This is a genomic window from Paenibacillus rhizoryzae (genome assembly GCF_059686995.1).
On record NZ_JCAALT010000005.1, the window covers coordinates 371,728 to 392,374 of the forward strand.

The window sequence follows — 20,647 nt, forward strand, 5'->3', positions numbered from 1 at the left end:
TCCCTTGATTCGGGGCTAGGCGATTGATTACTTGCTGCTGCGCCATGCTTGCGCCCCCTCCTTACACGATCGACTCTTCGGATTTGTTAACACGCATATTAATGAACGAGAAGATAAGTATGGCAATTGCTAGTATGAAGGCTTGTGCAGAGGCATAACCCATTTGCAATTGGTTAAAGCCCTGCTGATAGATGAGATAGACCGGGGTTTTCGTCACGTTGCCCGGACCGCCTTGCGTAAGCACGAAGGCTTGATCGAACAGCTGCAGTGCCCCGATGATGGACATGGTGCTGACGAGGAAAGTAGTCGGACGCAGCTGCGGCCATGTAATATAGCGGAAGCGGTCAAACGCCGTTGCGCCGTCGAGCTTCGCCGATTCATACAAGTAATCCGGTACACCTTGCAGACCGGCAATATAGATGACCATGTTGGAGCCGACACTCTGCCAAAGCGTGACCATGATGATCGAAAACATCGCCGTTTCAGTCTGTGCAAGCCAAGCAGGTCCAAGGATGCCGAAGTAGCTAAGAATGTTATTGACTAGACCGAACTCCGGGTGGAGCAGCCAAATCCAAACCGTAGCCGCAGCTACTGCGGACGTTAAGGTTGGTAAATAGTTCATCGTGCGGAACAGCTTCACGCCAAACCGTTTGAAGTTCAGAAGCAGCGCGAGCAGCAAGGAAATCATAATATTTAACGGGATAAAAATAACGGCATAATAGCACACATTCTTGAACGTTTGCCAGAACAGCACATCGTCCACCAGCCGCTTATAATTGTCGGCGCCGACAAAGTCCATTCGGCTGACGACATCATAATTCGTAAAGCTTAAATAAAGGGCCATGACGACCGGAATGACAGTAAATGCGAGAAACAGCAGCAACGTCGGAGTGATGAAGAGGTATGCCGTTTTTGCCTGATGCCGGTTCAGTTTGCCTATGGAAGCCATGATAGCCGATTCCTCCTTCCGCTTGCAGCACGTAATGACAGCTTAAAGTACAGAGAAGGGAGGTATCTCCCCCTCCCTTCCCGCACTTGCCTATGAACTTCCTTATTTCACAACAGCATTATCGGATAGCAGTTGATCGCCGCGCTGCTGCGCTTTCTTGAGCGTATCCTCAAGGTTTTGCTTCGATTGTTGGAACAGCTGCAGATTAGGTATCAGCGCATCGCCTTCCATGACGGAGTAGCCTGGGTGCGCCGGACGGATTTTCGCGAATTCGAGCGTATCCAGAAACGGCTTCCAGAATGGATCGTCCTTGAAGAACGGATCTTCGAGCGCCGGCTTGAAGCCCGGGATGTTAAGGCTTGTTTTGGCCCACAGAAGAGCATTGTCTTTGTTTGCCGTCCACCATTTGATGAATTCCCATGCTTCTGCTTGATGTTTGGATCCTTCAGGAATAACAAGACCGAAGCCGCCCATTACGCTGCCTTTGTCCCCGTTCGGTCCTACCGGCGGAGGTGCGATACCGAAATCGAGGTCTTTGCCGTATTTCTTATAGGTGCTCAGCATCCATGGACCTGTATATTGCATCGCGAGCTTGCCGGTTACGAAAGCATCCGTCCCTTCGCCCAACCCTTGCTCGAAGCCGACTTTATACACTTTGTCGGTGTTCAGCAGGCGATCCCAATACTGCAGAACGGCTTTGCCTTGATCGTTATTGAAGTTGGTCTTCGTGCCGTCTTCACTCAGCATTTGACCCCCTGCTTGCTGCAGGTACATGTTAAACAGTCCGTTGTCGCCAAGCGAGAAGCCCGCTACCTCCAGCTTATTGCCGTTCCACTTGGTTGTCTTGATAGCAGCCTGCTCCAGCTCATCCCATGTTGTCGGCGGTTGATTGATTCCTGCATCGGTAAGGATCTTCTTGTTGTAGAAGAGTGCGCGTGCATCTACAGTGAGAGGCAGTCCGTATAATTTATCTTGGAATGAGAGCTCTTTGAGTGCTTCGCCGTAGAAATCATCCTTATTAAGGCCATCCTTCGCCATAAACTCATCCACAGGGTGAAGTACGTTCTTCGGTGCATAAAGGGAAGTTCTCCATCTGTCCCAGAACAGAATATCCGGTGAGCCGCCTGAAGTGGCAGCGGTTAGGAATTTCGTAATCATATCTTGCTGCAGAACGTATTTGACGCGAATTTTATCTTGCGATTTATTGAATGCGTCCACCATGGTTTCAAACTGCTTCTGACCTTCGCCGCCCCAATCGCCCCAAAATGTAAGTTCAACCGGTTCCGATGAAGCTGAATTCGAGCTGTTGTTAGTCGATGCGCTGTTAGTGGCATTCGTATTGTCGTTGCTATTGCTGTTGCTGTTGCTTCCGCATCCGGATGCCGCCACGACAACTACTGCTGCAAGTGCCGTTAAAGAAATCCACTTTTTCACTATAACTGCCTCCCTTTTTATGTGCTTGCGATTGCCGCCAAGGGCTTCAGCCCTCGAAACCGCGGTTGATATTTCATTTATAAACCGCTTACATTTTTCATTATATTGGCATGCATCTAGTATGTCAATATAAATATGTATAACATTTAATTAATGTTGTTATACTAAATAATTTAAATGGTATATTAATAGAAGAAGCCTATGAACGATATCAACTATCGCTCACAGGCTTTTATGTTTCATAGAGATGCCCTGATAAAGCTGGTTATCTTGCTCTCGCCCTTGCCGGACCTGTCGAATCTCCCGGTATCAGTGTGGCCTCCAGCAGCGTTCGATTAGGAGGCATGTAACCTTCGCGCAGCTTAAGCACATTCTCATAGGCGGTTTTCCCCATGCCGAACTGATTCTGCTGCAGATGGGTCAGCGGGAAGCCGCCGTTTATCTCCGGACTGTCAAAACAAATGACGGAGATATCTCCGGGAACGGACAGCCCCATCTCGCTTGCAGCACGAAGCGCAAGCTGTGCAATGTTATATTCGGTTGCGAAAATCGCCGTAATTTGCGGGTATTGGCGCAGGTGCGCAATGATTTTCTCAATATCGCGAATGCGGTTCTCTTCGGCGTTGCCCTGCGGCAGCGCCGACATAATATCATCAATCCACAGCTCGCGATCAACCATGATGCCCTTCTCCGCATGCGCCTGAATGAAGCCCTCGATCCGATCCTCGATGGCGGTTGTATCCCTAGGCGGAGGGGTCAGGAATACAATGGATTTGTGGCCGAGCTCGAAGAGATAATTCGTGCCTTTGATGGCCGCCTTCACATTGTCTGTGCTGATCGAACCGGCAGATATGCCTTTCAGATGACGGTCTATGAGTACGAACGGAAACTTCATAATAGCAAGCTTGAGTATCTCCGCATTGAAATATTCTCCTTGCGCCGGGAAAATAATAAGCCCGTCTACGCCAAGCTCCAGCAAGCCTTGGATGGCTTCTTCCTCATAGGAGGGGATGCCGAAGGAGCGGCGCAATACCAAGTAACTGTCATTCTCGCGAGAGGCTTCCTCCATTCCATAGATGAGCCCCGTACCGTAGCTGTCAGCAAAATCGGTAATGACAAGCCCGATCAGCAGCTTGCCACCCGTATTGCGCGGCGTCGTATGCTGATGATGGGAAGCACCGCTTGACGGCTTCACGGCTGCCTTATCCTGTGACTCGGCAACGAAGGAGCCGCGTCCCGGCTGGCGAATAATATACCCTTCGTTCGCCAACAGTTCCAGCGCCTTCTTGCTAGTAATTCGGCTGACACCATGCTCATCGCCAAGCTCTTTCTCCGAAGGCACCCGGTCGCCAACCTCGTACTTCCGTTCTATAATTTGATCGCGAAGTGTTTCGAATATCTTCTCATACATCGGTTTGGATGCGGACTCATTCGACATAGTTGAACCTCCATGAAATCACAATTGCTCCACCGCCTTAACCGACGACGGTTCGGTTCGAGCTTATTTTATACCAATATATCATGATATATGCGATTTGCCAAGATGAAATGATATATCGACCTCTCTGGGATGGATAAAAGAACTCCCCGCCTGTAGATGACGATCTACTGTGCGGGGAGTGCGGTTATAAGCAATCTATGTCTGCTGCCGATTAGGTCGAAGCCACCACTAATTCTTGTTTAAGAAAGGCAATAAACCGTTTCGACTCTTCAAGCGTCAATTGCTGGCCAAATTGCGTAAACTGAAATTTCTCTGCGATTTCATTGTCCGACAGATGAAGTTGATTAACAAGTGACTGGACTTCCTTACTAATGGTTGTCATCTAATCCTCTCCCTCTTATGCATTCGCTAACCTGATCATAGCAGCAGAGTTTCAGATAACTATTAGAATTGTATAAGCCAATTATTAGGTTTAAGAACCCGAATTGCGCCCCGAGGCTTACGGGTGATCTCCCCGCACTTCACGCACGCTAACGAATCCTAGAAGCCTTATTTCAACAAAATAACGGGTTTTGAAATTCCAACGAATCCCGGAGGTCCTATTCGCGGTCAAAAGCCCTTGTTTCGTTACATTTCGCCACAATAAGCCTCCTACGATTCGTTAGATTTAATAAATGACTAATTTCGCGCGAATAAGACCTGTAGGATTCGTTAGCGCGAAACGGCGGCAGCAACATCACTTCCTTCTCCACCGAACAAACGGCAGATACATCAGCGTGAATATAAGCAGCGCAATGAGCTCCTCCACGGCCAAATAGTAGGGATACGGCCCCAATAAATCGAGCAATGAAGCACCTTCCGGCTTGTGCCGCAGGAACATATAGTTGGCATCTAACAAGTAATCCGTGCCTCCCACAACAACGAGGAGGACATTGAGGAAAATCATCGTAATCCCGATCGACTTCCAGGTTGGCCGGTAGCCTTCAATCCAGGTCAAATACAGCGGCGCGAGGATAATCGCGATATGAACAACGAAGAAGTGAAAGTAACGGAAATGCGGGAACGGATAATCCAGGTCCGGTGTCAGCATCGCCTGCAGCGCCCCGCCAATTCCGGCGAAGAAGACGATTTGATACAAGAGCCGGCTTCGTGTGACTAGCATGATTATAGCGAGCAATTGCGAAATACTGCATAGCTCGAGCGGCAGCGTATATCGGACATCCCATAGCCCCTGGTCGGCATACCAGAAATAGAGGATCACTTGAGGGACAATCAGCCCTACCAGAATAACGAAATGGACGGTCGTTTTAGCTGATATGTGCAGCCTGATCTTTGACTTGAACCCGAACAAGAGAAGAGCCAGTACCACCATAATCGCGAGCACCGCCATGTGCGAGCTGGAGTAAGCAATGAAATGCTCTGTCGTATGACGCGAGAAAAATGAAGCTATGTCGCCCATCCCCCTTTGAAGTTAACTGACACCCATGGATATAATTGGCTATCTCAGGCGGTAACTCCTTCATTAAGCGCGCTAAGGGAATTCAACTTTGATGTGCATGGCGTGCGCGGTGGGAACATCGTAGTGTTTTCCGACCCATCTTCGGACTCTCGGTCAACGTAGGCAATGAAACTGAGGTACTTTCAGCGCTGAGAGTAGCATTTCTGAACTCTCGGCGCCATTCAGCGACCTTTTCGACGCTGGGAGTTCCATTTTCGAACTCTCAGCGTACGTAGGCGGTGAAACCGAGTTACTTTCAGGGCTGAGAGTCGCATTTTCGAACTCTCGGCACTATTCAGTGACCATTTAAAGGCTGAGAGTTCGATTTCCGAACTCTCAGCATCCACAGAGGCGCTATCGCGGTACTTTCAGTTAAGCGCCGCACTCCCTTCTGCAAACAGCAAAAAGGCCACCGACACATAAGATCGGCAGCCCAGCATTTCACCAACTCTATTCCTTCACGCTTCCAAGCACAATCCCTTTCATGAAGAACCGCTGCAGAAACGGATACACCATCAAGATCGGCAGCGCGCCGAGGAAGATCTGCGCCGCCTTCGCGGTCCGGTCGTTCACCTCGGTGAGCGACTTCATGTCCGCCGAGGACATCAGCGTCAAATCCCGGTTAATGACGACCGTCTGCAGGTAACTTTGCAGCGGGTAATGATCCGGCGAGTTCATGAAGATCAGCCCGTCAAACCAGGAATTCCAGTGGTTAACCGTTGCGAACAAGGTGATCGTCGCCAGCGCCGGCAGCGACAGCGGAAGGTAAATCCGCCACAGCGTCGTCCAATGTCCGGCACCATCCATAAACGCCGCTTCCTCCAGCTCCTTCGGCAGCCCGCGGAAGAAGTTCAGCAGCAGGATAACGTTGAACACGGGTACTGCGCCTGGCAGCACCATCGCCCAGATACTATCCATAATGCCGGTGTATTTGATCGTCATATAGAGCGGAATCAGACCGCCGCTGAATAGAATCGTGATGACGAACACCCAAGCGTAGAACGTCCGAAAGGCGAATTTCTTTGCTTCCTTAGCAAGCGGATACGCAATCAGCACAGTGAGCAGCATATTGACCGGAATACCAAGTGCAACCCGCTTCAAGGTAACGAGAATGGATTTGAAGAACGCCGGTTTGTGCAATACATATTCATAGGAGCTCAGCGAGAACTGCACCGGCCAAAGCTTGACATAACCCGCCTGAGCAGCCGCGCTTGAACTGAACGAAATAGCAAGGACGTGGATAATCGGCAAAATACATAGCAAACCGAGACAGGCAAGAAAGACGTAGTTAAAGGATAGAAACAATCTGCGACTAACCGTGTAATACTCCAGCACTCCCGCCCTCTCCTCTCATCAGAAAATACGATAATTGGCGAATCGATAAGCCAAATAGTAGGACAATGATATGCTGAAAAGCGAGACGACCGATCTAAATATACCTACCGCTGTCGCGACCCCATACTGTGCATCGACCAGACCGATTCGATAGACGAAAGTATCGATGATATCCCCCGTCTCGTACACCTGCGGGCTATATAAATTAAACACCTGGTCAAACCCGGCGTTCAGCACGTTTCCTAAGCTTAAGGTCATTAACAAGATAATAATCGGCATCATCCCCGGCAGCGTTACATGCTGCGTCTGTTTCCAACGGCCTGCCCCATCGACGATAGCCGCTTCGTACAGCGTCGGATTAATGCTCGTTAATGCCGCTAAATAAACGATTGTATTGAAGCCAAACTCCTTCCAGGTATCCGTGATCACCAGTACATAACGGAACCAGTTATTATCCCCAAGAAAATAAATCGGCTCAATGCCGACCCACCCCAGCACTTGATTGACAATCCCGCTCGTCGGCGACAATATATCGATCAGAATGCCCCCGAGAATGATCCATGACAGAAAGTGAGGCAAATACACAACCGTCTGTATCCCGCGTTTGAATACTTCCTTGCGCACCTCGTTCAGAAGCAGTGCAGTAACGATAGGTGCAATTAAGCCGGCAACGATTTTCATAATGGCGATCAAGATCGTATTCCATACAATCTGTCTGGACTCCGGCATTTCCATCACATAACGGAAGTTATCCAATCCAACCCATTTGGAATGAATGACGCCTATAGCGGGCTTGAACTTCTCGAAGGCAATGACAAAGCCTAACATTGGACCGTAGCTATAAATCAGTATGAGGATGAGACCCGGCAAAATCATCAAGTGCAGCGGAAGCTGTCCGCTCCAATTTTTACGTAACAAAGCGTTCCCTCCCTGCCCTGCTTAGTAGAAAAACGGGGGAAGACGTCGCTCCCCCCGCCTGCATCAACTACGCCTACTTATTTGTTCTTCGCCCAATCGTTCACTTCTTGCGTGATTTCATCGCCGCCAAGCTTTTTCCACTCTTCGACGAATTTATCGAACGTATCGAGCGAATCACCCATAATGATCTTCGTGAACGTCTCAAGCTCTCTCTTCTGGAGGTTCGATTCTTTCTCGACCATCGCAGGCGTTGGAGCACCGTAGAACTCGGTCAGCTTGAGCGCTTTGCCGCTAACATATTGATCGATGACTTTGAACGAGCCTTCTTTGCCGAAGATGCGCTCATACGCCCAGTTCAGCGGTTCTTTGCTTGATCCGTCCATCCAAGAAGCGGTCTTATCATACATATCCTTTTCTTCCGGATTAAGGGCAGATGTATCTTTGCTGTCCAGCGCAGCCGTCACATGGAGGTAGATATCCAGGTTTTTACGAGCCGGCCATGCTTGGAACGGCATGTTTTTGAATTTCTCGAATCCTTCACTAGTGAAGTATTTCGCATAATTCTCTGGCGTTGTTGTTTCACCCCAGCCGGTCTCAACGAACAGGTTGATCATTTTGAGCAGCGCTTCCGGATGCTCGGCACCCTTCTTCACGACAAAATACTGCCCTGTCGAGAAGCCGACTTGCGGTGTAACCGGTTGATCGTCGGCAGAAGCAAGCGGGTACGACTGCCACTGCGCATTCGGGTCGTTCTTCTTATTGTCAACGAGCGGCCATAGCGGATTCCACATTTGACCGAACTGCATGCCGATTTTGCCCGATGCTGTCAATTCCGCTTCTTTACCGCCGTCTTTAACGCCGAACTCTTTGTCAATTTGACCTTTCTTGTACAGCTCTTGCAGAACGCCGAGCGCAGTCTTCATCTCAGGCTGGATGCTGCCGTAGACAATATTGCCGCTTGCGTCTTTGATCCATGATTTCGGATAAGCGTGGTAGCTGTTCATAAGACCTGTAATATCGGCAAAGCCGCCGTATAGGTCTTTGTTCATCGCGATGCCGTAGGAGTTAGCTTTTCCGTCGCCGTCCGGATCCTTCGCCGTGAATGCCTCGGAAATCGCCAGCACGTCAGCCATCGATTGCGGCGGCTGAAGGCCAAGCTTGTCGAGCCAATCCTTGCGAATCCAGATCATCCCCGCTCCATCCATGGAAGAGCCGGTGTTCGGAATCGCCATCAGCTTGCCGCCGAACGTAGCAGAAGCGAGCGCGGCCGGGCCGTCTTGATTGAGAATTTCCTTGAGGAAAGGTGAAGCGTATTTCTCATAGGTAGCTGTCAGATCTTCAAGCTCATCGGCTTCCTGCAGCTGTTTGAGCTGCTTGGCATTAACCGGAATGAATGCCGGCAGGTCGCCTGAAGCGATGGAAACGTTCATCTTCTGCTCGCCTTGGCCGCCCGGCTGATCGCCGCTGACAACCCAGTCGTATTTCACATTGATGCCCAGCTTCTCTTGGAGAGCCTGCGTCCACATGTTGTTGTCGATTGTTTGGCCTTCCATGAACTTGAACGTATCGTTGATGATACGCACGCTTGTGATGTCGATCGGCGGATCGTACTTGCCGAAGTAGGGATCAGGCTCTGCCGCCGGTGCCGGCTCATTCGTGTTCGTGTTGGTATCCGTGCTGTTGCTCGTATCTGCCGTATTCGTCGATGTATTGGTTTTGTCATCCCCTGTGGAATTGGAAGTATTCTTGTTGTTGTTATTCCCCGAGCTGCAAGCGGTTACAAAAATGAAAATAAAAGTCATAAGCAGAACCGCAGTCCATTTGAATGGCTTTCGCATTCCCCTAGCCTCCCTTTTATTTTGCAAGCTTCCTTCTCCTTCAGTATAGAATGACGGCGCTTTGCTTCACTATGGAACAATCTATAGATTCGTGGTCTCCTGTATAGGAATCGCGAAAGGTGGGACGGGAACCCCAAGAATCGGACAACAATCCCTGCCCTTCGCTCAGACAGCTATTCCCTTGCCCGATATTCCTGCGGAGTCAGCTGAATTCGTTTCTTGAAGAAGCGGATAAAATAACCCGATGTCTCGAAACCGACCTTGTCGGCAATCTCATGAATTTTGAGAGGCGTTGCCGTGAGCAGTTCTTTCGCTTTCTCGAGACGCAGCTCGGCGATGTATTCCGAGAGGTTCGTGCCTGTCTGCTGTTTGTAGAGAACCGACAGGTAGGCGGGGTTTAGGTAGACGATTTCGGATAAGCTCGTAAGCGACAGATCACCGCCCAGATTGCCCCTTATATATTGATGCAGCCGCGCAATTAACTGATGGGTCCGTTCATGCTGGATGGATCTGCGCCTTGTATAGATCATGGATGCCGTCTGAAGCAGATAGCTCAGCGACGCCTCTCGCGATTGATGGGCGGAGAGATTCATGAGTCCATCCGTAATAGCGGCATCCCCTTCGCCAGTCAGCGCTTCCCCGCCTTGCGTCAGCTGACTAAGCAGCAAATTGGCAATGGCATAGTAAACAAGCGCATATTCGGCATATTGAGTAGGCAGTGCGGTATAGTGTTTAATCACCTCAGCGAATGCCTCCTCGGTACCGTCTTCCAGCAACCGCTCCAGCTGCAGCATTAATGTTCGCAGCGGCGGCAGGGCAGCCTGAGGAGCGCCCCCCTCCTCGCGTTGGTCCAAGATCAGCAGCATGCGATCCCTCGTGCCGAGTCCGACAACCAATCTCTTCTTCATCTGCTCATATACATGCGGCAGCTGCTCCCACTCCGCAGGCTGTGCGCCGCAAATAAGCGAGACAGGCAGATGCAGCAACCGGTCACAGGTATGCTGGATCGATTCCATAGTGCCTTGCACGAAGCTGACCGTGTCGCGCCACGTATCGCTGGTGTACTCACCGGTTGCCGGTTGCAGGAAGCAGACAAAATGATGCATATCTATGCTCGCGGTAAATACCGCAAGCGGGGCATAGTATTCGGAAGCGATATTTTGGACGGCATAGAGCATTAATGCTCTGTCATGGTAGCTCCCTTGTCCCCAACGGTCGATGCGACCGATAAGCGGAATAACAGGGGCGTCGCTGCGCAGCGGAATGCGCAGCTCCTGCAGCTTCTCTTCCGTCACAGTAGGATGAACGCCGTTCGACTCCAGCACCGCCATCAGCCAATCCCGGTGCAGCAGCGGCAGCGCCCGGTTCAATTGGTCTTTGGCCTGCAGCATGAATTGTTGACTCTGCGACTCCGCGGCCAAACTATCAATCGCTTTGCGAATGCTGCGAATAATGGCCTCGTCGCCTTCGGTCTTGAGAATATAGTCAATGGAGCCTGTCCGAATGGCCAGCTGCGCGGTTTCCAGGTTATGAATGCCGGTGAGGAAAATCACTTTGCACCGCGGCCACTGCGCCACAATCCGCTGCTGGAGCTCAAGTCCGGTCATGCCCGGCATGCGCACGTCGCTGAGCACAATGTCGATCTTCGTTCTCGCCAGCCACTCCAGCGCTTCCTCCGGGGAGTAGGCCCGGTAGAGGTCCAGCTCCAAATCCGGGGTGTCCTCGATCATCTCATACAGGCCGTCTACCGTGAATTTCTCGTCATCCACAATCAATAAGCGGTTCATCCTCTGCACCAGCCTCCCTCGGAATCGTCATCGTCACTTTGAGGCCTCGCTCCTCCCCCAAGCTGAGCGTCAAACCGCCGCCCCCATATTTGATAATAATGCGCCGATGGACATTAAGCAGACCGGTATGCTCTGTGGGCTGCGCTTTGTCGAGCAAACTCAATTGCAGCTCGCGCAGCTTCTCTTCATCCATGTTCTCCCCGTTGTCGGTGATGGAAATCTCGATAGCCCTCGGTTTCGTGCTGAACTCGACTGTAATTAAACCATTCCTGCGCTTATGTTCCAAGCCATGGTTATAGGCGTTCTCGATAATCGGCTGGACGATGAGACGAGGGACCGGGAACGCGCGCAGCTCCTCAGGCACCTCTTCAAACTCCACCGTAATCCGCTCGGAGAAACGGATCGATTGGATTTCCGCATAAGTACGGGCATGGTGAATCTCGCTTGCCAGCGGCACCTCATCCGAGCCGTCGCGCGTAATGTATTGAAAATATTCACCCAGATGCTTCGTGAAGTAAATTACGTTCTCATGGTCTCGCTGCTGGGCCATTCGGTACAGAATAAAATAGCTGTTGTACAGAAAATGCGGGTTAATTTGCGACTGCAGATGACGCAGCTCCGCCAGACGGGCCAGATACTGCTGCTCGTAGACTTCATGGACAAGCACATCCAGCCGCTTCACCATGCCGTTAAATTGGCCGTACAAATAGCCGAATTCATCCTGCAGCGGGTAATGGACCTCCAGGTTGAATTGCCCCTGTTCGATGCGCCGGAATGAACGGACAAGCCGCTTTAGCGGTTGATGAATGATGAGGTAAATACTGTAGGAGAACAGCAGCACCAGAAAGACGGACATCGCAGACAGCACATAGAACCAGAACCGGTAGACCTGCAGGGATGCGTTTACTTTGTTCGCCGGCACATACATTAGCAAGGTCATGTCGAGCCGCGAGGAATGATTGGAAACCACCAGATAGGACTGGTCTTTCCATTCCACCGACTGCAGCTTGCCTTCTTCCGCCGCTACTTCCTCGAGCTGAAAATCATGAATGAGCTCCTCATCCACCGCGTCCGATCCGCCTGTAATCAGAAAAGGCTGCTTGTTTCCAACCAGCGCCGTATGGCCGCCTTCATTCGTAAACTCCTGCAGTACCTTACTTAATTCAGGGCGTGAAATTTCAATGGCAAGAAGGAAGACAGGACTTCTGCGGCTTGAGATAGCCGGGTCGGGATATGGAATACTAATGAAGAGCCGGTCCTTCCACAATAGAAAAGGAGACTCGAACCGATTCGTCGACTTGCTCAGCGCGATGAACTGCGCCTCATCAAAATTGCCGATGACGTTGGCATTGGCAGACACGGTGCGGTTCATAGCGGGTATGAAGGCAATGGCATTATTCACGAATTTACTGGATTTCTGAAGGGCATCCAAGCGGCTCTTGAGCCGCAGCTGCGCTTGCATCTTCTCGATCTCCGACATCACCTCGGAGGAGGAGGACAGCTTTAGCAAATCGTCGTCATTGACATACTCCTGCAGCTGCCGGATGGCACTGTCGATGTCGAATTCCAGCATGTTCATATATAGGGAGGTTCGCGATACAAGGGAGTCCGTAATTTCTTTCTGGACGTGGGAGGAGCCGGTCTCGTTCATTTTCCAGCTGATGATATAAAGCGGTGTGAGGGTAACAAGGAAAGTGAGGACAAGCTTGGGTAAAATAGACACAGAAGCGATGCGTTTCAGGATGTTCAGCAGCATTTGCCACCCCCGGCATAGTAGTTGCTTCTATCAGGCAGGAAACGCTCCACCTGTGATGGGAACAACAATCAGGAGGAGTATCCTACATAATTCTCCACAAATCGCCAGTTACCTCCCCGACGGATTGATGTATAATTGTTATTTACTAGTAATTAGTTAGCTGCTTGAATAAACTTTGAGGGTGTTCCATAATAAAGGGAATCGATGGTTCACTCCCTCACCTAAACTACGATCATACAGGAGGTCATATCAACGATGACTGATTCTATAAAAGTTCCTCTGTCTGTATTAGACTTGGCACCGGTTCTCGATGTCGGGACACCGGCGGACGCGTTCCGCAATACGCTCGACCTCGCCCGTCACGCCGAGCGTCTTGGCTACAACCGCTACTGGCTCGCCGAGCACCATAACATGGCGGGCATCGCAAGCTCGGCTACCTCGGTCGTCATCGGCTATGTGGCCGGCGGCACGAAACGGATTCGCGTCGGCTCCGGCGGCATTATGCTGCCGAACCATTCGCCGCTTGTCATCGCCGAGCAGTTCGGCACGCTGGAGTCGATGTATCCGGGCCGGATCGATCTTGGCCTTGGCCGCGCGCCCGGCTCTGATCAGACGACAGCACGCGCGCTTCGCCGCGATCTGGCTTCGAACGGGCAGGAGTTCCCGGAGCTGCTTGCCGAGCTGCGCGCTTTCTTCCATCCGCCGGCGGATTCCTTAAGGCCTGTCCGCGCAACGCCGGGCGAAGGCTTGGATGTGCCGATCTGGCTGCTCGGCTCGAGCGGCTTCAGCGCAAAGCTGGCAGGCGAACTCGGACTGCCATTCTCATTCGCGAGCCATTTTGCACCGGAGTATTTGATGCAGGCTATCCATCTCTATCGCAGCAGCTTCCGTCCTTCCGAAGTGCTCGCGAAGCCCTATGTCATGATCGGCATCAACATCGTTGCCGCAGAGACCGATGAGGAAGCAAGCTTCCTTGCGACTTCGCAGCAGCAGCAATTCCTCAGCCTCATTCGCGGCCGTCCGGGCAAGCTGCAGCCGCCGATCGAGAACATGGATGAGCTGTGGATGCCGCATGAGCGGGAAGCCCTGCAATCCAGAGCCAGGTACGGGATTACCGGAAACAAGGAAACCGTGGCTGCTCGCCTGCGTGAAATTCTAAGCGAAACGATGGTCGACGAGCTCATCGTCACCTCCCAGATTTACGATCATACTGCGCGTCTGCGGTCCTATGAGATCGTGGCTGAAGCTGCAGGCTTGGAAGGTTCAACGAACTAAATCCTTGTAAATAAAACGCCCTTTACTAAGCCGCTTCTAGGCGGAATTTAGTAAAGGGCGTTTGTTATTCACGTCTCATCCATCGCAAGAACCTTGCTCATGTTCACCTGCTCAATCATATGCCCGATGTTGCCTTCGCCGGCATATAGCGACATGTCGAAGAAATCATGATGAAGCTCCGACCAATAGAGCTCATTCTCATCGCCTGCCACCTGGACATCCCGCTTCAGCTTGCCTGCGTAAACCTCCACGTAACACTCCTGTAGATAATAGGTGAAGTCCATGACATGATGCAAAGTGACATCCGCTTGAGTGATCCCGGTTTCTTCCGCCAGCTCACGATATGCTGCTTCTATCCCCGATTCTCCGGGTTCGATTTTGCCGCCAACCAAGTTGCTTAATCCTTTATACGGCTCCTTCAGTCGCCTGCACATAAGCAGCCGTTCCTCATCCTTGCTGTAAATCATCAGCACATTATATCCCTGCAAACGCGAGCGCCCTCCCACATAGGACTCTTTTATTGAAAAGAAATCTTCTTCGTCGCTATAGCCTTGCCATCTTGACCGACAGCTTCCAGGTTTACATCTCGATCTGCGACCCGCTCATCCGCCAGTGCATACCAGAGTCGGAGTGGTTTGGTGTCTACGACGGTCGCTTTCGCTTGGACCTGTTTATCTCCATCTTGAAACGTAACGTTTATGGATCCGATTCGCTCATCGGTTATAACTCCGTACACCATTGTCGGTACCAATGCGATTTCGCCGGTAAATCCGTCATCCGCAAGGTAAGCCTTGATGCTGCCGTATTCCGCCGACTGCTTCATCACCCATTTGCCAAAAATGTTCTTTTTCAACAACCCGTAGCCCATATCCGTTACCGAAAGGTCCTTGGCCGCACTTACCGCCTGGTCCTCCGGCACGCTCAAATAGAAAGCCAACGTATCCTGATCCGCTTTCGTTTGATACAGGACCTGCACCTTCTTCATATGGCCCTTATTGAGCACTTCTTCCACGGTTGAGCTGTTGCGCGTGCCCATGAATGTATTGAGCAGAAGCAGCACGAGCACTGCACCCAGCACATAGTAGATCCTCTTGCCTTTAAATACCATTGCCTATCCCTACCTTCCGAAGCTTCCTAACACCGAATGTTCGGTAGCTTCCCCACTGCACATCCTGCTATACAAAAGATTGCTTAACCGTCCCTTTGCCCGCTTCCACTTCGATCTCCGCATAAGCTCCGTTAATCAGCGTGATCTGCGGCGGAACATGCCCGCAATCGACGTCAATCACAATAGGCAGTCCGAGCTCAGCGGCCAAGTCGGTGTACACGTCCTCAATGGTGTAATTCTCGACCGGTCTATTTGCAGGACTGCGCCCGAACAGAATGCCGGAGCAGTTCTCGAACCAGCCGGCCAGCTTCATCTGGACCAGCGACCGGCGTACATCCGCGGTGTTCAGCTCGCAATTCTCCAGCACCCAGACCACCGGCTCCCCGGGCATGTATTGCTCTCTGAACTGCCGAACATCACCGTACGGCGTGCCGATCAGATGCCGGACGACATCGATGCAGCCCGCGAGCAGTCTTCCTTTTATGACTGTTTTGCCGCTGAACCGCTCATCGTGCTCACCGCCAGGTGATTCGATCCCCCCGCTTGGCAGCACTTTGCGCCAATAGGTTGGTTCCGTGAGGTTAAATACATTAGGGTGGTCGTTCACCCAGTCCTTCTGATAATGAAGCGAAGAATGCTGCACACAGGATTCGCCGGCTTTAGTGGATAGAACGGATTGCCACATAGCAGTCGTCTCATCGGGCACTACTCCTCTGAGGTCCACAATATTCGTGCCATGCGCCGTCGCTATTCCGGTCTTGAGCGTAATTGCAAGCAGCAGTACGCTCAGATCGGAATACCCGAGCACCCATTTGGCGGGCAGATGATCATAGTCTACCTGATCCACCATCTCAATCAACAATTCGCCGCCCCAAGGCGGAATGATTAAATCGACTCCGCCATCCTGCATCATCGCATTAAATTCTTGCGCACGTACGGCCGCCGGAGCGGATTTCGCTTTATTTTGCGTATAGGTTGTCGCGCCATACTGAATGGTGAACCCTCTCTCGCCGAGTCGTTCACTAACCTGCTCCAGCAGCCCATGTGCCGCCGGATCTACACCGGACGAAGGTGCCGTAACCCCGATCGTAGCCCCCTCAGCCATCCAAGGATATTGAATCGTCCCCATCTCCGTGCCCTCCCCATCTATTAGATTGAATAGGTGAACCCCGTCGCTTGCTCGCTCCACGCCCAGAATCGGCCGGCCTCATCTGCGGATGCTGCCAGCTTCGCAACCGCGCTTGGCTTCAGCTTGTAGAAATAATCACCGGACTTGCCGCCAATCTCTGTCGCAGCCGCACTCGCTAAGAACACCGCTGTCGCCGAGCCCTGCTCCGCCGTCAGGAAGAACGGCCGCATCAGCTTATGAACGAGACCGCCGAATCCCGTGTTCCGGTTCACACCAATATCGGTTGAAACCACACCAGGATGCAGCGCATAGACCGGGATGCCGGTTCCGCTTAATTTACGGGCAAGCTCCTTCGTGAACCAAATGTTCGCGATCTTCGAGCGGCTGTATGCGCGCCAGACCGTGAAGCTCTTGGTCATCCCCGGATCTGCATAGTCCATCGCGCCGATCTTATGTGCGCCGGAAGAGACATTGACGATCCGCGCCGATTCGCTCATACGCAGCAACGGCAGCAGCAGTCCCGTCAGCAGATAATGCCCCAGATGGTTCACGCCAAGCTGCCGCTCGAACCCATCTGCCGTTTCTTCCCGCTTCAACGTAATGATGCCCGCATTGTTGACCAGCACGTCGAGATGGCTTGTCCGGCTTGCCAGCTCCGCCGCAGCCTCTCGGATGCTCGCGAAGGAAGCCAGGTCGCACAGCAGCAGCTCCGCGTCTCCGCGATCGGATTTGCGGTTCACGTAGTCGACTGCCGCCTATTCCTTCTCCCGATTTCGCGCAAGCATGAATACTTTCATACCGTGCTCCGCTGCAAGCATCGCCGCTGTTGCCCTACCCATACCGCCGCTTGCGCCGGTCACTAGCGCAATCCTATTGTTCGTCATCTACCGGAGTCACTCCTTACAGGGATTATGATTGCGTGACTAACATGTCGACGCATTGCTCGAAATTGTCCAGCGTCTCCTTCAATTGTTCCTGCAGCTGCTTAATGGACCATTTGCCGTCAACGCCCGCGAGACGCCGCAGATCACCGTCAATCAGCAGCACCATCCATAACGAGAATAGCGCCGTGAATAAGTAATAGCCTTGCTTGAATGAATCTGCGTCCAGCTTGATTCCATGATTCGCGCTATGAAGCAAATACCGGTTCAGCAGCTCTTCGCGCAGCGCAGGCGTCATGGCCTTCGGGAACACGGGATGCGTGGAATCGATCAAGTGGTACAGATCCCAGTAACGGCTATTCAGATGCGCATGCTCCCAATCGAGCACGCTGACAGCCCCCTTCACCCGCGCATAGTTGCCAAGGTGTAGATCGCCATGCGAGATCACGTTTCTCTGCCAGTGCCGGGTGGCAGTCTCCGATCGCATCATCAGCGACTCCAGATGCTGCAGGACTGACTCTGCATCTTCGAACCTTGTCGCCAGCGCATCCAGCAGCTCATCACGGCGGCCCCGATCCATCGCCTGTTTCGCAATGTCCTCGACGAATGGCTTCGGCCCAAGCAGTTGATGCTGCTGCAGATGTTCAACAGGCAAGGCATGCCACCACGCCACATGCGAGATGAGTTCGAGCGCGGCGTTCTCTTCGAATTGGTGTTCAAGTGGCCCGAGATCCTCGAACAGCTGCCAGCTCTTCTCGCTTGCAGCAAGCTCTGAGCCTGCCAGCAGCTGCGGATAAATGACAGGGAAAGACATCCCCTTCAATATATGTTCATACACCCAGGCCTCTTGCCCAAGCTGACTTTCATTCGTTAACGGCTTGAAGATATAGCTTTCTTCCGGCGACACATAGACGCGCTCCACGCACTTCCCGTTCGTCCCGGTATAGAGAATATCTCTTCTCCAGATTCGTCGATCATCCAGCGTCCCATCCGGCCGTACGATTTCTTTCAACGCGCGCCACCTCCATTGCCGGGAAACCTTCCCATATACCGCCTATTGTACATGGAAAACGAGATAGATGAAACGACCATCGGCACGATATCGCGGGAAGATTGCTACTACGCTGCATAGCGGTATGGCGGCGTGGCGACTGATGGTTGGCGCATGCCGATACATGTTTGTCGGCTATGTGCCCTATTCTTGGAAATGCTGCACATATTGCAACACTTTGCGTTTACTAGGCTTGCTTGATGCCCATCCGCTCAGAAATGTTGCATTTCCAGCAACATAAGCTACTCTATAACCCTCTTACTGGCCCATTTGTTGCACTTTATGCAACAATCGATCGCCCCCTGCTATATCGTTCAACAATAAAGGACCGTCTCAAAAGTCGACTTGCACGCTTTTGAAACGGTCCTCCTATTTACGAACTCTTACTCGCCGCAGCAGCGGCCGCGGCGTTGTCCGATCCGCTTAGCGTATCCGTTGAAGCCGGCGGCGCCTGCTCGCCCGTTTGCAGTTGATACATCTTAAAGTATCGGCCCTGCAGCGCCATTAGCTCGCGATGATTGCCCCGCTCCACGATCTCGCCGCGGTGCAGCACGAGAATCTGATCCGCCTCGCGGATGGTCGAGAGACGGTGCGCAATCACAAGCGTTGTGCGCCCTTCGCTAACAACCTTCAGCGCTTGCTGAATCAGGCCTTCCGTTTCGCTGTCGATGCTTGCCGTCGCCTCATCCAAGATCAGAATGGAAGGGTCGAACGCCAGCGCCCGAGCAAATGAGATCAGCTGCCGCTGCCCCGAAGACAGCGTGCTCCCGCGTTCAACGACCTGCTCATCATAGCCGCCGGGCAGCTGCTCGATGAACGGCGCGGCGCCGACTTCGCGCAGCGCATCCTTCACGCGGTCGATGCTAATATCCTTGTTGTACAAGCTGACATTGAACTTGATATCGCCTGCGAACAAGAACGGATCCTGCAGCACGATGCCCATATGCTTGCGCAGAGCCTGCTTGGAGAAGCTGCTGATATCGCGTCCATCGATGGTGATAACACCTTGCTGCGGCTCATAGAAGCCGAGCAGCAGGTTCATGATGGAGCTTTTGCCTGAGCCGGTATGGCCGACAAGCGCAACCGTCTCGCCTCTTCGCGCCTCAAACGAGATGCCCTTCAGCACATTCTCGCCTTCCTTATAAGCGAAGGTCACGTTGTCGAATTTCACAACGCCTTCCGGGCGGTTAACGCCTGCCGTATCTTCAACTTCCTTGCCTTCGATGTCCATAATCGCGAACACCTTCTCGGCCGAAACGAAAGCCCGCTGCGCATTGGTCAGCTGATCGAATATCCCGATAATCGGCTGGAAGATCCGGCCCATATAATCAATAAATGCGTAGAACACCCCGAAGGAAATCGCCGTCTGCAGCGACTCTCTTCCGAAATACCACACCACATAAGCAGTAACCAAGCTGCCGATGGTGCCTACGATATTACGTGAGGACAGAGAAAATACCCGAAACTGTTTGACTTGATTCACATAACGGTCTTCGTTCAGCACCTCGAACTCCGCGATCGTCACCTTTTCCCTGCGAAACGCTTGAATGATCGGCATGACGACAATCGATTCATTGATCATCGCGTTCATATCGCTCAACCGAGCACGCATGATGGTGATGAAGATCTTCGAATATTTCAAATGCACATACATGATGACAACGAACAGCGGAGGCAGCAGCAGCGCGAACAGCGCGAGGCGTGCATCCAAGATAAACAGCGCCGTGTAAATCCCCGCCAGCTGCACAAGACTGACGACGAAGGTCGCCATGAAGCTCATAAACAGATCACGTACAGCTTCGGTGTCATTCGCGATACGCGAGACGACCTGTCCAATCGGCGTGTTGTCAAAATACTTCAGCGGTATACGTCCGATATGCCGCATCAAGTCGATCCGCATGTTCTTAATGATGCGCAGCGCTGTTGCTTGCAGCAGATACGACTGCGAAAAGTTACATACGCTGGCTGTAAGCAGCAGCCCCATGTAGAGGCCCAGCAGCTTTAGTACTGCGCCGATATCTCGTTCATCGACCGATAGATGCTTGTCGATGATGGTTTTGGTAATGTACGGCCCGCCAAGTTCAGCGCCGACCGCGATGCAAAGGATGAGCAGCGCCGCAATAATACGGTATTTGTAGACGAGTGCATAGCCGAGAAGCCTTCTCGTCGTGGATGGATTCATAGCTACCTCCTGAATTCGGATGCCCGTAAGCGGGCTAATTTGTTGGCGATCAAGTTTGGGCGTTG

At 52.1% G+C, this 20,647-nt stretch carries 16 protein-coding genes and 1 pseudogene; 1 reads left to right on the plus strand and 16 read right to left on the minus strand.

All coding sequences use genetic code 11. The annotated features are described in order from the left end of the window. Nucleotides 1–61: 61 nt before the first annotated feature. The 10 genes from AC6ESO_RS17160 to AC6ESO_RS17205 form a co-directional block, all read right to left on the minus strand. Nucleotides 62–949: a carbohydrate ABC transporter permease gene (locus tag AC6ESO_RS17160; RefSeq protein WP_497092418.1), complete on the minus strand. Its 888-nt coding sequence runs from the start codon at nucleotides 947–949 to the stop codon at nucleotides 62–64. A gap of 102 nt (nucleotides 950–1,051) precedes the next feature. Next, nucleotides 1,052–2,383: an ABC transporter substrate-binding protein gene (locus AC6ESO_RS17165; RefSeq protein WP_497092419.1), complete on the minus strand. Its 1,332-nt coding sequence runs from the start codon at nucleotides 2,381–2,383 to the stop codon at nucleotides 1,052–1,054. 265 nt (nucleotides 2,384–2,648) lie between these two features. Next, nucleotides 2,649–3,821 carry a GntR family transcriptional regulator gene (locus AC6ESO_RS17170; protein WP_497092420.1) on the minus strand — a complete coding sequence of 391 codons (1,173 nt, stop codon included), beginning with the start codon at nucleotides 3,819–3,821 and terminating at the stop codon, nucleotides 2,649–2,651. Nucleotides 3,822–4,035: 214 nt separating this feature from the next. Further along, entirely contained in the window at nucleotides 4,036–4,206 is a 171-nt protein-coding gene (locus tag AC6ESO_RS17175; RefSeq protein WP_177246080.1) for a hypothetical protein, read from the minus strand. Nucleotides 4,207–4,560: 354 nt separating this feature from the next. Beyond that, the gene (locus AC6ESO_RS17180; RefSeq protein WP_497092421.1) at nucleotides 4,561–5,283 is read right to left on the minus strand and encodes a YwaF family protein; all 723 of its coding nucleotides are present in this window, start codon (nucleotides 5,281–5,283) and stop codon (nucleotides 4,561–4,563) included. 489 nt (nucleotides 5,284–5,772) lie between these two features. Next, entirely contained in the window at nucleotides 5,773–6,657 is an 885-nt protein-coding gene (locus AC6ESO_RS17185; protein WP_494821310.1) for an ABC transporter permease subunit, read from the minus strand. Between the two features lie 18 nt (nucleotides 6,658–6,675). Beyond that, nucleotides 6,676–7,533, minus strand: coding sequence for an ABC transporter permease (locus AC6ESO_RS17190; RefSeq protein ID WP_497092582.1), 858 nt, complete (start codon nucleotides 7,531–7,533; stop codon nucleotides 6,676–6,678). A gap of 119 nt (nucleotides 7,534–7,652) precedes the next feature. Continuing rightward, nucleotides 7,653–9,413, minus strand: a complete 1,761-nt coding sequence (locus tag AC6ESO_RS17195) for an extracellular solute-binding protein (RefSeq protein WP_497092422.1) — start codon at nucleotides 9,411–9,413, stop codon at nucleotides 7,653–7,655. A gap of 173 nt (nucleotides 9,414–9,586) precedes the next feature. Continuing rightward, on the minus strand, nucleotides 9,587–11,200 hold the full coding sequence (locus AC6ESO_RS17200; RefSeq protein ID WP_497092423.1) for a response regulator: 1,614 nt from the start codon (nucleotides 11,198–11,200) through the stop codon (nucleotides 9,587–9,589). After that, entirely contained in the window at nucleotides 11,175–12,956 is a 1,782-nt protein-coding gene (locus AC6ESO_RS17205) for a sensor histidine kinase (RefSeq protein ID WP_497092424.1), read from the minus strand. Before AC6ESO_RS17205 ends, AC6ESO_RS17200 begins: the two co-directional genes overlap by 26 nt. A 255-nt stretch (nucleotides 12,957–13,211) precedes the next feature. Here AC6ESO_RS17205 and AC6ESO_RS17210 point away from each other — a divergent pair, with 255 nt between their 5' ends. Further along, a complete protein-coding gene (locus AC6ESO_RS17210; protein ID WP_497092425.1) occupies nucleotides 13,212–14,231 on the plus strand; it encodes an LLM class flavin-dependent oxidoreductase in 1,020 nt (339 codons plus the stop codon). A gap of 68 nt (nucleotides 14,232–14,299) precedes the next feature. Here AC6ESO_RS17210 and AC6ESO_RS17215 read toward each other — a convergent pair whose 3' ends face one another. From AC6ESO_RS17215 to AC6ESO_RS17240, 6 genes and pseudogenes are all read right to left on the minus strand, one after another. Then, the gene (locus AC6ESO_RS17215) at nucleotides 14,300–14,719 is read right to left on the minus strand and encodes an NUDIX hydrolase (RefSeq protein ID WP_497092426.1); all 420 of its coding nucleotides are present in this window, start codon (nucleotides 14,717–14,719) and stop codon (nucleotides 14,300–14,302) included. A gap of 29 nt (nucleotides 14,720–14,748) precedes the next feature. Next, on the minus strand, nucleotides 14,749–15,339 hold the full coding sequence (locus AC6ESO_RS17220; RefSeq protein WP_497092427.1) for a hypothetical protein: 591 nt from the start codon (nucleotides 15,337–15,339) through the stop codon (nucleotides 14,749–14,751). Between the two features lie 67 nt (nucleotides 15,340–15,406). Continuing rightward, the gene (locus tag AC6ESO_RS17225; protein WP_497092428.1) at nucleotides 15,407–16,468 is read right to left on the minus strand and encodes a S66 family peptidase; all 1,062 of its coding nucleotides are present in this window, start codon (nucleotides 16,466–16,468) and stop codon (nucleotides 15,407–15,409) included. A 20-nt stretch (nucleotides 16,469–16,488) separates the two neighbouring features. Further along, nucleotides 16,489–17,352: pseudogene (locus AC6ESO_RS17230) on the minus strand (SDR family NAD(P)-dependent oxidoreductase). Between the two features lie 25 nt (nucleotides 17,353–17,377). Continuing rightward, nucleotides 17,378–18,361 carry a phosphotransferase family protein gene (locus AC6ESO_RS17235; protein WP_497092429.1) on the minus strand — a complete coding sequence of 328 codons (984 nt, stop codon included), beginning with the start codon at nucleotides 18,359–18,361 and terminating at the stop codon, nucleotides 17,378–17,380. Between the two features lie 412 nt (nucleotides 18,362–18,773). Continuing rightward, nucleotides 18,774–20,582, minus strand: coding sequence for an ABC transporter ATP-binding protein (locus AC6ESO_RS17240; RefSeq protein WP_497092430.1), 1,809 nt, complete (start codon nucleotides 20,580–20,582; stop codon nucleotides 18,774–18,776). Nucleotides 20,583–20,647 lie beyond the last annotated feature (65 nt).